This is a genomic window from Promicromonospora sp. NFX87 (genome assembly GCF_048564965.1).
Taxonomy (GTDB): domain Bacteria; phylum Actinomycetota; class Actinomycetes; order Actinomycetales; family Cellulomonadaceae; genus Promicromonospora.
Genome location: NZ_CP183413.1, coordinates 1032914 through 1047087, shown reverse-complemented (window position 1 = coordinate 1047087; position 14174 = coordinate 1032914). Strand labels below are relative to the sequence as shown.

The 14174-nt window shown below is 72.4% G+C and carries 14 protein-coding genes; 4 read left to right on the top strand and 10 right to left on the bottom strand.

The features are described 5' to 3' along the window. Positions 1–2: 2 nt before the first annotated feature. From ACNYC2_RS04615 to ACNYC2_RS04590, 6 genes are all read right to left on the bottom strand, one after another. Positions 3–599, bottom strand: coding sequence for a YceD family protein (locus tag ACNYC2_RS04615; RefSeq protein WP_357505232.1), 597 nt, complete (start codon positions 597–599; stop codon positions 3–5). A 153-nt stretch (positions 600–752) separates the two neighbouring features. After that, a complete protein-coding gene (gene coaD, locus ACNYC2_RS04610) occupies positions 753–1250 on the bottom strand; it encodes a pantetheine-phosphate adenylyltransferase (protein WP_419705896.1) in 498 nt (165 codons plus the stop codon). Further along, positions 1247–1909 (bottom strand): 16S rRNA (guanine(966)-N(2))-methyltransferase RsmD, encoded by a 663-nt coding sequence (gene rsmD, locus ACNYC2_RS04605; protein WP_419705895.1) that lies wholly within the window; start codon positions 1907–1909, stop codon positions 1247–1249. Before rsmD ends, coaD begins: the two co-directional genes overlap by 4 nt. Before the next feature lie 100 nt (positions 1910–2009). Beyond that, positions 2010–2984 carry an endonuclease/exonuclease/phosphatase family protein gene (locus ACNYC2_RS04600; protein WP_419705894.1) on the bottom strand — a complete coding sequence of 325 codons (975 nt, stop codon included), beginning with the start codon at positions 2982–2984 and terminating at the stop codon, positions 2010–2012. Positions 2985–3092: 108 nt separating this feature from the next. Then, positions 3093–5354 carry an ATP-dependent DNA helicase RecG gene (locus tag ACNYC2_RS04595; protein WP_419705893.1) on the bottom strand — a complete coding sequence of 754 codons (2262 nt, stop codon included), beginning with the start codon at positions 5352–5354 and terminating at the stop codon, positions 3093–3095. After that, positions 5351–7069 (bottom strand): DAK2 domain-containing protein, encoded by a 1719-nt coding sequence (locus ACNYC2_RS04590; RefSeq protein ID WP_419705892.1) that lies wholly within the window; start codon positions 7067–7069, stop codon positions 5351–5353. Before ACNYC2_RS04590 ends, ACNYC2_RS04595 begins: the two co-directional genes overlap by 4 nt. Before the next feature lie 330 nt (positions 7070–7399). On the opposite strand from ACNYC2_RS04590, the gene rpmB reads away from it, so the two are divergent. Next, positions 7400–7597 carry a 50S ribosomal protein L28 gene (gene rpmB / locus ACNYC2_RS04585; RefSeq protein WP_357448457.1) on the top strand — a complete coding sequence of 66 codons (198 nt, stop codon included), beginning with the start codon at positions 7400–7402 and terminating at the stop codon, positions 7595–7597. Between the two features lie 169 nt (positions 7598–7766). Further along, a complete protein-coding gene (locus ACNYC2_RS04580; RefSeq protein WP_419705891.1) occupies positions 7767–8279 on the top strand; it encodes an N-acetyltransferase family protein in 513 nt (170 codons plus the stop codon). Between the two features lie 31 nt (positions 8280–8310). Here ACNYC2_RS04580 and ACNYC2_RS04575 read toward each other — a convergent pair whose 3' ends face one another. After that, positions 8311–9399, bottom strand: coding sequence for a thiamine-phosphate kinase (locus ACNYC2_RS04575; protein WP_419705890.1), 1089 nt, complete (start codon positions 9397–9399; stop codon positions 8311–8313). 119 nt (positions 9400–9518) lie between these two features. Here ACNYC2_RS04575 and ACNYC2_RS04570 point away from each other — a divergent pair, with 119 nt between their 5' ends. Next, positions 9519–9995: a DUF3515 family protein gene (locus ACNYC2_RS04570; RefSeq protein ID WP_419705889.1), complete on the top strand. Its 477-nt coding sequence runs from the start codon at positions 9519–9521 to the stop codon at positions 9993–9995. A gap of 50 nt (positions 9996–10045) precedes the next feature. Continuing rightward, complete coding sequence (locus ACNYC2_RS04565) at positions 10046–10759, top strand: TetR/AcrR family transcriptional regulator (protein ID WP_419705888.1); 714 nt, start codon at positions 10046–10048, stop codon at positions 10757–10759. A 28-nt stretch (positions 10760–10787) separates the two neighbouring features. Here ACNYC2_RS04565 and ACNYC2_RS04560 read toward each other — a convergent pair whose 3' ends face one another. The 3 genes from ACNYC2_RS04560 to ACNYC2_RS04550 are packed head-to-tail and all read right to left on the bottom strand — an operon-like array spanning position 10788 to position 14124. Beyond that, positions 10788–11321 carry a hypothetical protein gene (locus tag ACNYC2_RS04560; protein WP_419705887.1) on the bottom strand — a complete coding sequence of 178 codons (534 nt, stop codon included), beginning with the start codon at positions 11319–11321 and terminating at the stop codon, positions 10788–10790. 57 nt (positions 11322–11378) lie between these two features. Then, positions 11379–12521, bottom strand: coding sequence for a D-alanine--D-alanine ligase family protein (locus ACNYC2_RS04555; RefSeq protein ID WP_419705886.1), 1143 nt, complete (start codon positions 12519–12521; stop codon positions 11379–11381). A gap of 7 nt (positions 12522–12528) precedes the next feature. Next, a complete protein-coding gene (locus tag ACNYC2_RS04550; protein WP_419705885.1) occupies positions 12529–14124 on the bottom strand; it encodes an AMP-binding protein in 1596 nt (531 codons plus the stop codon). Positions 14125–14174 lie beyond the last annotated feature (50 nt).

Below are 14174 nucleotides of genomic sequence, written 5' to 3'. Positions count from 1 at the left end.
GGCTAGCTCTCTTTCGTCTCGTCCGACACGCTCGTAGATTCGAGCATGCTCTGAAGCGCCGACCAACGAGGGTCGACTACGTCATGTTGATGACCGGGGTCGTCAGCCAGGCGCGCTCCACACTCGGAGCACAGGCCCGGGCAGTCCTCCCGGCACAGCGGTTGAAATGGTAGTGCAGTCACTACCGAATCCCGAAGCGCAGGCTCCAGGTCGGCGTTGTCGTCGTCGTCGAGGACCGATTCCTCGTCCTCCACGTCGACGTCCCCCGCCTTGGCCGACGCCGCGGCCCTCTCGGGGTACGCGAACAGCTCGGTGACATCGACCGTGAGATCACGAGTGATGTCGTCGAGGCAGCGGCTGCACTCACCCTTTGCCGTGCCGCGGACGGTGCCGGAGACCAGCACGCCTTCCATCACGGACTCGAGTCGAAGATCCAGCTCGAGGTCGGAGCCTTCCGGGATACCGATCACAGCGGTACCGAGATCCGACGGCGCCTGCACGGTCGCGCTGTGCGTACGCATGGATCCGGCACGCCGAGACAGCTCGTGCGTGTCGAGCACGAGCGGCGAGTTCGGTTCGCGGGAAATAACAGACTCCATGAAAGGCAGTGTCCGAGAGGACGGTGAAGGGGGGTGGACCCGGCGCAAGTGATCACGCCACGGGCCAAAAACCAATCCTACGACATGGAACGGGGCTCACGCGCGCCCGTGCGGGGTGACAGCCCTCACGGACCAGGCCGCCGGCCGCCCCGGCTACTGACCCAGCGCGGACCGCAGTGCCGCGACGACGCCCGCCGGCACCAGGTCGTCGACCGGTCCCCCGTGCCGCACTATGTCTTTCACCAGCGACGACGCGATGTGCGCGTACCGCTGGTCGCCCGGCAGGAAGATCGTCTCGACGCCCGACAGGTGCCGGTTCATGAGCGCCATCGGCTGCTCCGCGTCGAAGTCGCCGCCCCCACGCAGGCCCTTCACAACGGCGACCGCGCCGATCTCCTGGCAGAAGTCCACCAGCAGCCCCGGCACGACGTCGACCCGTACCCGCGACATCGCGGGTTCCGTCTGAGCGCCGCTGTGCACCGCCGCGCGCACGAGCTCGGCGCGCGTCTCCAGGTCGAGCAGGCCGGACTTGCCGGGGTTCTTCGCGATGCCGACCACCACGTCGTCGAACATGGTGGCGGCGCGGCGCACGACGTCCAGGTGGCCGAGGGTGATGGGGTCGAACGACCCGGGGCAGACGACGGTAGTCACGCGTCCACGCTATCCGACGGTCCCGCGTCCGACGGGTCGGTGTCGGAGGGCTCGGCGTCTGAGGGTTCCGTGTCCGAGGGCTCCACGTAGTAGACCGCCGTGTCGCCGTAGTCCTTGCGGGCGAACGCGGCGAGGCCGTCGGGCCAGGCGGGCTCGGGGGTACGGATCGAGCGCTCGACGACGACCACCGCGCCGTCGGCCAGGACGCCCGGGGCCGCCAGGTGCGTCAGCACGGTGACGAGCGCGTCCTCGTCGAGGTCGTAGGGCGGGTCGAGGAAGACCAGGTCCAGGGCCGCCGTCGTGCCGGGAGCAGCAGGGCGCGGCCCCGCACCCGCCAGCGACGCCGCGAACCGCTCGGCGGTCTCCGCGACGACGCGCACCGCGGTCAGGCCCAGCCCCGCGACGTTCCTGCGTGCGACGTCGGCCGCGGGCCGCGCGCTGTCCACCAGGGTGACGGACACGGCGCCGCGGCTGGCCGCCTCCAGCCCGAGCGCGCCCGAGCCGGCGTAGAGGTCGAGCACGCGGGCGCCGTCGACCACACCGAGGTGTTCCAGGCGGGAGAAGATCGCCTCGCGGACGCGGTCGCTGGTAGGCCGGGTGCCCTTCCCTGGCACGGCAATGCTGCGTCCGCCGAGCACCCCGGCCACGATCCTGGTCACGCCGCGAGCCTAACCCGCCCCACGCCCCGTTGAGTGCTGGCTATTTGCCCCGAAACGGCCGCCCAGAGGGCAGATAGCCAGCACTCAACGGTGGGGTGGGTCAGGACCAGGGGGTGTCGATCGTGGCGGCGATCGGGAGATGGTCGCTGGGTGTCCGGGGCAGGGTGCGCGTCTCGGTCACCGTGGCGCCGCGCGCGAGCACGTGGTCGATCTGGGCGACCGGGAAGACCTCGGGATAGGTGAACTGGAAGCCGGTCGCCGGGGCGGTGACCAGGTTCGTCAGGGGCGCTATCGCGCTGTCCGCCAGCACCGCGTTCAGGTCCCCCGCGACGATCACCGTCTCGTTCTCCTCGGCGTCGACGGCGTCCGCCAGCGCGAGCGCGCTCGCGTTGCGCAGCTCCGTCTCGAACCCGCCGCTCCCGAGCCGGACGGAGGGCAGGTGCGCGACGAACAGGGCGACCGCGCCTTCCTCCCGCTGGATCACCACGCGCAGGCAGCGGTCCCAGGAGGCATCGATGCCCTCCGGCCGGATGTCGACGGCGGTGGCGCCCTCGAGTGGGAACCTGGACCAGACGCCGACGGTGCCCTGCGTCTCGTGATGCGGCAGCGTCTCCCCGAACGCCTCGGTGTACTGCTCCGCCACCGTGTCGGACACCTCGGTCAGCGTCACGACGTCCGGCTCGGCGGCCAGGAGCACCTCCGCGGTACCCGCGACGTCGGAGTTGGTGTCGCTGGCGTTGTGCTGCACCACGGTCAGGTCGCCGGGCTCCGGATCCACCGGACGTACCTGGGGCAGGAAGACCCAGATCCAGGCGGCGAGCGGGAGCAGGACGGCGAGGATCGCGAGCGCCGACCGCCGCAGCAGCGCGGCGAGGATCCCGAGCGGGACCGCGAGCCCGAGCCAGGGCAGGAACGACTGGACGAGGCTGCCGAGGTTTCCCCACCGGTTCGGCACGACCTCGTGGGCGACGAGCAGCACTGCGGCCACCAGGGAGCCGAGTGCCAGCAGCCTCCCGCGCTGCCACGCACTCTTTCCCGGCGGGCCGGTATGGATCGCATGCTTTGCGTCCGTCATCGGCGGGGACTCTATCGGCTGTGTGTTTCGGGCGTAAGGAGTAGGTCATTCCTTTCACCCGATTCATTTCACCCTGCTGAGGGCGGGCCAGGCGTGCACCTGGGCCGTTCAGGCCCGTTCGAGGAACTCCTCCTGGTCCTCGTCGAGCTGCGCGCGGATCGCCTTCGCGAGCTCGGGGAACTCCGTCAGGTCGGGGGACGCCCGGACGACGTCGACGGCCGCGGCGCGTGCCTCCTCGATGATGCCCGCGTCCTTGACCACGCGCAGCAGGCGTAGGGAGCTGGTCCGGCCGGACTGCGCCGCGCCGAGCACGTCGCCCTCGCTGCGCAGCTCCAGGTCCAGGTTCGCGAGCTTGAAACCGTCGGTCGTCTGGGTCATCGCCTCCAGGCGGGCGAAGGCCGGCGTGCCGGGCTCCGCGTCGGACACGAGGAGGCACAGGCCCGGGTCGGTGCCGCGCCCCACGCGCCCCCGCAGCTGGTGCAGCTGCGAGATGCCGAACCGGTCGGCGTCGAAGATCACCATGGCCGTGGCCTCGGGGACGTCCACACCCACCTCGATCACGGTGGTGGCCACAAGGACCGGAGCCTCGCCGGAGGCGAACCGGGCCATCGCCGCCTCCTTCTCGTCGGGCGGCAGCTGTCCGTGCAGGGTGCCGACCTCGATGCCCGCCAGCTCGGGCCGCGAGCGCAGCTCCTCGACGACCTCGAGCACGGCGCGCAGCGGCGCCCGGTCGGCGCCGCCCCCGGCACCGGGTCCGGTCGGGTCGAGGAACTCCGGCACGTCGTCGAAGTCCTTGGCGGTCGCCTTGGTCTCCTCGTCCGGGTGGATCCGCGCGCAGACGACGTAGGCGCGGCGTCCGGCGTCGACCTCCTCGCGGACGCGGGCCCAGGTGCGGTCCGTCCAGCGCGTGTTGCCGGCCGGGACGGCGACGGTGGTGATGCCCGAGCGTCCGGCGGGCACCTCGGTGAGGGACGACGTCTCCAGGTCGCCGAAGACCGTCATCGCCACGGTGCGCGGGATGGGCGTGGCCGTCATGACCAGGAGGTGCGGGGACACCCGCCCCTTGGCGCGCAGCGCGTCGCGCTGCTCGACGCCGAAGCGGTGCTGCTCGTCCACGACGACGAGGCCGAGGTCGGCGAACTGCACCTGCTCCGACAGGAGCGCGTGCGTGCCCACCACTATGCCTGCCTCGCCGCTCGCGGCCTGGAGCAGGGCCTCCTTGCGGGCCTTCGCGCCGAGCGAGCCGGTGAGCAGCGCCACCCGGGTGCTCGCGCCGGTGCGCTCCGCGCCGAAGAGGGTGCCGCCCTCGGCCATCGGGCCGAGCAGGGCGCGCAGGGTCCTGGCGTGCTGCGAGGCGAGCACCTCGGTGGGTGCGAGCAGCGCGGCCTGGCCGCCGGCGTCGACCACCTGGAGCATGGCGCGCAGGGCGACCACCGTCTTGCCGCTGCCCACCTCACCCTGGAGCAGCCGGTGCATCGGGCGCGGGCTGGCGAGCTCGCCGGCTATCTCGTCGCCCACCTCGCGCTGGCCGTCGGTGAGCACGAAGGGCAGCGAGGCGTCGAACTCGGCGAGGAGACCGGACCTCCCCGCGGGCAGCGGTGGCCGGGCGGTGGCGTCCTCGGCGGCGGTCCGGGCCCGGCGCTGCGCGAGCGCGGCCTGGAGCACGAAGGCCTCCTCGAACCGCATCCGGTGCTGGGCGCGGTAGGCCTCCTCGAGTGTGGCCGGCCGGTGCAGGCTGCGCAGCGCGCCCGCTCGTGGGGGCAGACCCTGGCGCGTCCGCACCTCATCGGGCACGGGGTCGGGCACGTCGGCGTCGGTCAGCGTGTCGAGCACGATGCGCAGTGCGCCCTGGATCTTCCAGCTCGGGATGCCGGCAGCCGCCGGATAGATCGGGATGGGCTTGGTCGCGTGCTCCAGGAGTGCCTCGTCGCTGTCGAGGTCGGACTCCTCCCCCATCAGCGTGAAGTCCGGGTGGCTGAGCTGCCGCGACCCTCTGTACAGGCCGACGGTTCCGGTGAACAGGCCCTTCGCTCCCGGGACCAGCCGCTTCTCGTGGTTGAAGAGCGAGCCGCGGTGCTTGCCGAAGAAGGTGAGCGACAGCCGGCTCTTCCCGTCCGTCACCACGACCTCCATGAGCGCGCCCGTGCGGTTGCGCATGGGTCGCACGGTCGCCTGCTCCACGCGGGCCAGGATGGTCACGTGCTCGCCCACCTCGAGCGCCGCGATGTCCGAGAGGGCGCCCGGGTCGGCGTACCGGCGCGGGTAGTGGCCCAGCAGGTCGCCGACGGTCTGCAGCCCGAGCTTGCCCAGGGCGGTCGCCGTCCGCTTGTCGAAGGCCCGGTCCAGGCGCTCGTCCGCCCGCTCGGTCATGCGTGCTCCTCCTCCAGGCCCAGGCAAACGCCGTCGCCCGGACGGCCCGTCGCCAGGACGACGAGCTCCGCCTCCGGCGCACGCTCCGTGAGCGCCGCGGCGAGCAGGTCGGGCAGGCCGTCCGGGACCTCGGCGTCGAGCAGCGCCGTCGCAACGACGGTCGCCGGTCCCGCCGCGGCGCGCAGGGCCTCGACGGCACCGTCGCCGCGCACGGACGTCACGGTCAGCCCCGCGAGCGCCTCGTCCACCGTCGCGCGCACGTCGGCCACGTCAGCGTCGAGCTCGTCGGGCAGGCCTATCGGCAGGAGCGTCCCGAGCGCGGCCAGCGCCACGACGGCGTGCACGTCGGTGGGTGTCGGCACGGCGACGACCTCGTCGACGTCGAGATGCTGCTTCACGTCAGCGGGCCCGTCCGGCACCCCGAGGAGCAGCACGCGCCGGGCTCCGGTCGATGCGGCGACACGGCCGACGTCGTCGGCCGTCAGCGCCTCGACCGTGCTGCCGAGCCCGCCCGTGAGCAGGACGACGGCGCCCGCGTGCGCGAGCGCCCCGGCCAGCGCCGGGGCGGACGTCGCCGCGACGACGCCCCACTCGTGCTGCGCCACGGCTTCGAGGTGCCGCACGTGCACCTGGGCCAGGGAGCCCGTGCGCGAAGCCGCCGCGGCGATGGCGAGCGCCTGGTCGAGGTGGTCGGTGTGGACGTGTGCCTGCCAGACGCCGGTCCCGGTGCCGGCGTCGCCGCCGACCACGACCACCGAGTCGCCCACCTCGCCCAGCGCGGTGCGCAGCCCAGCCGCCACGGTGTCGGCCGTGGCCGCTACCGGCCCGGTGAGCACGAACATGAGCTCGAGGGCGCCCGCGCCGGCCTCGGCGCCGTGCGGCAGGGCGCCGCGTTCCGTCCCGTCGACCGCCGGCACGCCGCGCACGGGCGACGACGAGGCGGGTTCGAGCAGCTGGTCCAGGTTCACGGAGTCCATGCTGCCGTCCGCCTCTGACACTCCGGCGAAGGCCCCGGTAGTGGCCCCAGCGGTGGCCCCAGCAGCAGCGACCACGAGTGCGTCGAGCACGAGCACCAGCCCGAGGGCTCCGGCGTCGAGCACACCCGCCGTACGGAGGTGCTGGAGCTCGTCCCGGCTGGCACGAGCGGCGGCGCGTGCGGCAGCCGCGGCGGCGGACACGACCGCCAGCGGCCCGGTGTCCCCCACTGCCGAGCCCGTAGCCGAGCCCTCCGCGGCGCGCGCCGCAGCCGCCGCGGCGTCGGCCGCCGTGAGGATCGTGCCCTCGGCGGGCTGCGCCACCGCGGACCTGGCGGACGTCGCCGCCCGGGTGAGCAGGTCCGCCGTGCCACCGCCGCGCCGCGCCGCGACCGCCAGGCCGCGCAGCCACTCGCTGAGGATCACGCCGGAGTTGCCGCGCGCACCCAGCAGGGCTGCCCTGGCGAGCGTCGTCAGCAGCTCCGCACCGGTCGCCTCGGCGGGCTCGGCCGCGACCGCCAGATCCCCCTCGCGGAGGGTCAGGTAGAGGTTGGTGCCGGTGTCGGCGTCGGCGACGGGGAACACGTTCACCCGGTCGATCGCGGCACGTTCCCGCCGCAGTGCCGCCGTCGCGCCACGGGTCCAGACGCGCACCAGCCCTGGGTCCTCGAGCCGGACGCCGCCCGGGAACGGCCCCGGACCAGAATCTGCCGGCCGGCTGCTGCTGTCGACGTCGGTCACGCTCTGCCCTCCTGCATATGGCTGGACACATATGGCTGAACAACGGACCGGACGCCCGCCCGGACGGGTCCCACCGTACCCAGCGGCCGCACCGCTCGCGTCCGGCCGTCCACAGGCCCGATACCGGACTTGGACCGGCTCCCGACGGTGTGACGCACCCCGCGGTCGTTACGGTTTGAGGGCCCGGCCCGGGATCGGGTACTCTGTGAAAGTTGCCTGGTCCGCTACGAAGCGTTGATCGCTCTGAAGCGTCCGGGCTCCCCCTTTTTTGACCATCCATCACGTCGTGCTGTCTTTCTGCACAGGCGTGCACGACATTCAGGAGACACCGTGGCTGCCAACTGCGACGTCTGCGGCAAGGGCCCGGGCTTCGGGCACTCTGTTTCGCACTCTCACATCCGCACCAAGCGCCGCTGGAACCCGAACATCCAGCGCGTCCGCGCGATCGTGAGCGGGACTCCCAAGCGCGTCAACGTGTGCACCTCCTGCCTCAAGGCCGGCAAGGTCACGCGCAAGGTTTCGGCCTGACGCTGCCGCAGCCGGGTCGCTGACGCGACCCGTCATGCTTGGACGAAGACGTTAGACGAAGACGCCTGTCGGGTTTGTACCTGGCGGGCGTCTTCGGCGTTCCCGTAGCCTTCGATCGGACCCACAGAAGTGGTTGCGCCGCGCACCCACAGGGTGAAAAGGTGAAGTCATGATGGCACCTGAAGATGTGACCATCCGCCCAGCAACGACGGCCGACGCCGAAGCCATCGCTCGTGTCGACATCGCCTCCTGGCGTGGTGCTTACTCAGAGATCCTGTCCGACTCGTACCTGTCGTCGCTCGACGTGGGCGAGCGCGCCGGGCGGTGGAACGCGGCGGTGGCCGCGCGCGACGTCACCGTGCTCGTCGCGGAGGACGAGAGCGGCACCGTAGGTTTCACGAGCGTCGGCCCGTCCCGCGACGAGGACGCCGAACCGGGCGACCTCGAGATCTACGCCATCTACCTGCATCCGCGCGCCTGGGGTACCGGTGTGGCCCGTGACCTGATGCGCACGGTGCTCGACGGGCTCACCCCCGGCAGCGTCGTGACGCTCTGGATCCTCGAGGGCAACGAGCGCGCGCAGCACTTCTACCGGCGGCACGGGTTCCAGCCCGACGGGACCGAGCGCATCGACGACATCGGCGGCCGGCCACTCACGCAGCTCCGCTTCCGCAAGCGCTGACCTCGCCGAGGTAGACCTGCCTCGGCATCGGTCAGGAGCGGAAGTGGTCCCAGCCGGGGCCGACGTCGAGCACCTCGCCACCGATCGTGACGACCGGCCCGGCCTCCCCGCCGTCCTGCACCTCTTCGACGGCGTGCACCTGGCCGACGGCGGTCCAGCCCGCCGGCAGCCGGGTGTCCGCGGGGAACGTGGCGAGCAGGCCGTGGTCCTCTCCGCCCGCCCAGATCCACCTGCCGACCAGGCCGTCGATGTCGGCGTTGCCCGGCCCCCAGCCGGGGTCGCCGAGGCCGGTGGCCGCGGCCACCGCACGCGCCGCGGAGCGCAGCACCTCCCGGTCCTTCGCGAACGCCCCGGCATCGAGGTCGATCCGCACACCGCTCGCCCGCGCCACCCGTCCGGCGTCGCGCAGCAGTCCGTCTGACAGGTCGAGCATCGACGTGGCACCCGCCTGACCTGCCAGGACACCCGCCGCAAGGGGCGGGTCCGGGCGGAGGTACGCGGCGACAAGCCGTTCCCACTCGTCCTCGAGGAGCACGCCGTCGGTGACCTCCAGCGGGGCCGCGGACAGCGGTACGCGCACCAGGCCCGTCTCCAGGAGCGCCAGACCGGCGGCCGACCAGCCGCGCACCCCGGCGTGCGCGACGACGTCGCCCGGCCGGGCGCCGGACCGCAGCACCGGGGAGCGCCCCTCCAGGTCGCCGTGCACGGTGATGCTCACGACCAGGCACGGGCCACCGGACAGGTCCCCGCCGACGGCGCCCGCACCGGTCGACGCGCAGCCGTCCGCCAGTCCCCTGGCGAAGCCCGTCACCCAGTCCACCTCGGTGTCACCCGGCACGACGAGGGACGTGACCAGCCCGGTCGGTCGCGCACCCATCGCGGCGATGTCGGCGAGGTTCTGCGCGGCGGCCCGCCGTCCGACGTCGTAGCCGGTGGACCACCGGGCGCGGAAGTGGCGGTCCTCGACCAGCACGTCGGTCGAGACGACGAACCGGCCGTCGGGTGCCGCGAGCACGGCGGCGTCGTCGCCGGGGCCGAGCAGCGTGGCACTCCCCCGGGGCAGCAGGGGCACTATGCGTTCGAGGATCTGCTCCTCGGAGAGGTCACGGACGCGGGTCACCGGTAGACCATAGAGCCCAGCACGGGCCGGATGCCGCATACCGGCTGGTGCGCGAGCCGCACACCGGCGGCAGACGGGCGTCGGGGACGGGCACCAGCCGGTACGGGTAACGTATCTCCGTGCTTCCCGCCCGATTCGTGTCCGCAACGACCGCCGCCGTTCTCGCCGTCGTGGCGCTCGGGGGCTGTGCACGGACGATCGGCGTGGAGGTCGCACCGGACGCCGCCGACCCGAAGTGCGCCGAGGTCATGCTCGCCGTCCCGGACGAGCTCGGCCCGGACCTGCCGAAGCTGCAGACGAACTCCCAGGCCACCGCGGCGTGGGGCGAACCGGGCGCCGCGGTGACCATGCGCTGCGGCGTGGACCAGGTCGGGCCCGCCGCGGACTGCCAGCACGTCGACTCGGGGGACGGGACCGCCGTCGACTGGATAGTCACCACCGACGACGCCGGCACCTGGTCGTTCGTCACCTACGGCCGTGAGCCGGCGGCCGAGGTGATCGTGCCGCCCGCGGTCACCGAGAACCACTCGACGTCGTTCATCGCGGACCTCGCCGATGCCGTGACGCAGGTACCTGCCACGAAGGAGTGTCAGTGAGCCCGGTTGTCTCAGTGCCAGCAGGCCTCGCGCCGACGGACCATGCTCCGGTGCAGTCGCGCCGCGAGCGCCTGCGTGACGAGCTGCGGCGCGAGGTGCTCACCGCCGCACGCCACCAGCTCGCCGGGCAGCACGGCCTGAGCAAGCTCACGATGGCCGCCGTCGCGAAGGAGGTCGGCGTGACGCCGCCTGCGCTGTACCGGCACTTCGAGAACCGGCAGGACGTCATCGCGCAGCTCTGCGTGCTGATCGTCGAGGAGGTCCTGGAGCTGCTCGCGACCGCGGTGGCCCGGCAGGAGCCCGGGGACATCGCCGCCGCCCTGGTCGCCTCGACGCGGACCTCGCTCGACTGGGCGGTGCGCAACCCGGCTGAGTTCGACCTCGTCATCGGCTCCGGGATCCGCGCGGAGCTCACCGACAGCCACGCCCTCCAGCGCCGCATGGCCGAGATGGTCGGCGGCCACTACGTGCCGCTCTTCCGCGAGCTGGCGGCGGCGGGCATCCCACGCCCGGCCCACGACGAGCTCGGCCCGGAGCTCGCCGAGCAGGTGCGCCGCTACCGCGACGCGGTGGGCGGACACGACCTGCCGCTCGGCGTCGCCCACCTCATGGTCACGAGCTGGCGCCAGGTCTACGGGCTGCAGTGCATGGCCGTCTACGGCCACCAGGAGTTCGCGTTCGGCGACCACGTGGCGCTCCACGAGGACCTCGTCTCCTCGCTGCTGGTGCAGATGGGCCTGGAGCCGCACCCGACCGTGCGCTGAGGCGCGGGGCCCGGCGCGCGAGCACGGCTCAGCGCACCATCGAGTCCCGGCCGGCGTCCAACGTGTGCAGCTTGTCCGCGTTCGTGATCAGCTGGACGGTCCCGTGGTAGGAGATCTTCGGATCCTTCATCGCCGCGCCCACCAGGTCGGCGAGCGCCGCGAGGTGGCGCATGTCGTGCGCGCAGATGCGGTGCACGTGCTGGGTGGCGGTGACCATCTGGAGGGCGTACACCGGGTACCTCCACAGCGGCTCCCAGAACTTGGTCCGCTGCCAGACGCGGGCGACCGGCCAGGCCACGCCCGCACAGGCCATGGCGAGCGCGGCCTCCCAGGGGACGCCGTCGGCCCCCACCAGGCGCAGCAGCAGGACGATCACGGCGACGATGAAGAAGGGGTAGGCCACCTGGTTCGCCCAGGCGCCGATGGGCTTCGGGCTCGCCACACCGACCACCTCCACGCGCATGACGTTGCTCAGGGCGAAGGTGGTGAGCCCGATGGTGAGCGTCCCGTTCGCGACCCGCACGTCACGCGCGGCGTAGGTGTAGCGGGGCTCGCCCCACATCTTGCCTCCTCAGACACCTTTTCCGGGCCTGTCGACCGAGAGGCAGAGTACAGGCGTTCAGCGCAGGCCGGTGGACCGTTCGAGCGCGAGCTGGACGAGCTCGTCGATCAGCTCCGGATAGCTCATGCCGGAGGCCGCCCACATGCGCGGATACATCGAGAACGGCGTGAAGCCCGGCATCGTGTTGATCTCGTTGACCAGCACCCCGTCGTCGGGCGTCAGGAACATGTCCACACGCGCCAGACCCTCGGCGCCGATCGCCTCGAACGTCCGCACGGCGATCTCCTGGATCTCCGTGACGACGTCCTCGGGCAGGTCGGCGGGACAGCTGAGCTCCACGGCCGCCTCGTCGAAGTACTTGGCCTCGTAGTCGTAGAAGCCGTGCCTGGTCTCGTCGGTGACGACGATCTCGCCGGGCAGGGACGCGCGCGGGCGCGCCCCGTCCCGGCCGCCGAGCACCGCGCACTCGATCTCGCGGCCGGATATACCCGCCTCGACCATCACCTTCGGGTCGTGCTCGCGCGCCTCCTCGACGGCGGCGTCCAGGTCGTCCAGCGAGACCACCCTCGAGATGCCGAGCGACGACCCGGACCGGGCCGGCTTGACGAACAGCGGCAGCCCGAGGGTCTCGACGGTCTGGCGGACGACGTCGCGGCGGCCCGGCCAGTCGCCCGGCCTGATCACCGCGTACGGGCCGATGGGCAGGCCGTGTCCCGCGAGCACCAGCTTCATGAAGTGCTTGTCCATGCCGAGGGCGGACGCGAGCACGCCCGAGCCGACGTACCGCGTGTCGGCGAATTCCAGCAGGCCCTGGACGGTCCCGTCCTCGCCGTACGGACCGTGCAGCAGCGGCAGCACGACGTCGATGTCGGCGAGGACGGACGGCACCTGACCCGGCTCGAGAACCCGCAGCGTGGTGTCGCCGACGGTGAGCGGGAGCAGCACCTCGGCGGCGGACGCCGGAACCTCGGGCACCTTGCCGCCGGTGATCGCCCAGCGCCCGGGCTCGTCGGCGGCGACGACCCACTGCCCGTCCGGGGTGATGCCGACGGGCACCACCTCGTACTTCGAGCGGTCGATGGCGCCCAGCACGCCACCGGCCGTCGCGACGGAGATCCCGTGCTCGCCGGAGCGCCCGCCGAACAGGACGACGACGCGCGTCCTGCGGGTGGCGCCCGGCGGCGGGTTGGTGGAGTCCACGGCGGACCTACGGTGTCGCCCGCAGGTCCTTGCGGAGGATCTTGCCGGACGCCGACTTCGGCACCGCCTCGATGAACTCCACGGCCCGCACCTTCTTGTACGGGGCCACCTGCTCGGCGACGAACGCGATGACCTCACCCTCGGTCAGGGTCGCCCCTGGCGCGGTCACGACGAACGCCTTGGGGATCTCGCCCGCCTCCTCGTCGGGCACCCCGATCACCGCGGCGTCGGCGATCCCGGGGTGGGACAGCAGCAGCGCCTCCAGCTCGGCGGGCGGCACCTGGTAGCCCTTGTACTTGATGAGCTCCTTGAGCCGGTCGACCACCTGGAACACGCCTTCGGCGTCGACGGTGACGATGTCGCCGGTGTGCAGGAACCCGTCGGGCTCCAGGGTGTCCTCCGTCGCCCGCTGGTTGCCGAGGTAGCCGACCATCACGTTCGGCCCACGGCACAGCAGCTCACCCGGACCGGAGACGCCCTCGGCCGGCTGCTCGATCTCGGCACCCGTCGCCGGGTCGACGATCTTCGCCTCCATGTTGGCCACCAGCAGCCCCACCGACCCCGCCGAGATGTCGCGGCGGCCGAACGGGATGACGTGCGAGACCGGCGACATCTCCGTCATGCCGTAGCCCTGGAGCACCCGGACCTCGGAGCCGAGCCGGGCCACCACCGCTGCCGCGAGCTTCTCGTCGAACGGCGCGGCACCGGACAGCACCGCGCGCACGCTGGAGACGTCGTAGGAGTCCACGAGCGGGTGCTTGGCCAGGGCGAGCGCGATCGGCGGCGCCACGAACAGGAAGCTTGCCCGGTGGTCCTGGATCACGCCGAGGTACTGCGCCAGGTCGAACCGGGGCAGCGTGACGAGCTTCGCCCGGGTGCGCAGGGCGACGTTGAGCAGCACGGTCATGCCGTAGATATGAAAGAAGGGCAGAACGCACGGCACGACGTCGTCGCGCTCCACCCCGATCGCGAAGCACTGCGCCACGTTCGCCACGAGGTTGGTGTGCGTCAGCATGACGCCCTTCGGGTGCCCCGTCGTACCCGACGAGTACGGCAGCACCGCGAGGTGCGTCGTCGGGTCGAACGAGACCTCGGGGGCCGGGTGCGGGTCCGCCAGCAGGTCGGCCAGGGAGGCGTACTCGGGGGCCACCGTGGAGTCGCCGTCGAGCACCACGAGCTGCTCGTGCGCGAGGCCCGCACCCTTCGCCCCCGCCTCGGCCGCCAGGAGCAGCGCCGAGACGGTGATCACGAGCCGGGCGCCCGAGTCCAGGAGCTGCTTGGTGATGTCCGGGCTCGGTGACAGGGCGTTGATGGTGGTCACGGTCACGCCAGCACGCAGCAGGCCGTGGAACACCGGCACGTAGGCGGGGACGTTCGGCGCGTGCAGCGCGACGACGTCGCCCACGCCGAAGCCCCGCGCCGCCACGGCGCCCGCTATGGCGTCGATCTGCGCGAGCAGGGAGCGGAACGTCGTCTCCGTACCGCTGACACCGTCGACCACCGCCACGCGGTCCAGCTCGTCCCCGGTGAGGTCACCGAACAGGTACTCGTGGACGCTGACGGACGGGATCTCCACGTCGGGCAGCATGCTCCGGACAACCATCGTCGGTCTCCTTCTCGTCTGGCACCGGACCGCCGTTGGCCCGGTGCATG

Bases quoted from the DNA above. Each gene is read 5' to 3' on its own strand.
- ACNYC2_RS04595 (WP_419705893.1), bottom strand. From the start codon at position 5,354: ATGACCGAGCGGGCGGACGAGCGCCTGGACCGGGCCTTCGACAAGCGG.
- ACNYC2_RS04580 (WP_419705891.1), top strand. From the start codon at position 7,767: ATGATGGCACCTGAAGATGTGACCATCCGCCCAGCAACGACGGCCGAC.
- ACNYC2_RS04600 (WP_419705894.1), bottom strand. From the start codon at position 2,984: ATGACGGACGCAAAGCATGCGATCCATACCGGCCCGCCGGGAAAGAGT.
- ACNYC2_RS04615 (WP_357505232.1), bottom strand. From the start codon at position 599: ATGGAGTCTGTTATTTCCCGCGAACCGAACTCGCCGCTCGTGCTCGAC.
- ACNYC2_RS04550 (WP_419705885.1), bottom strand. From the start codon at position 14,124: ATGGTTGTCCGGAGCATGCTGCCCGACGTGGAGATCCCGTCCGTCAGC.
- ACNYC2_RS04560 (WP_419705887.1), bottom strand. From the start codon at position 11,321: ATGTGGGGCGAGCCCCGCTACACCTACGCCGCGCGTGACGTGCGGGTC.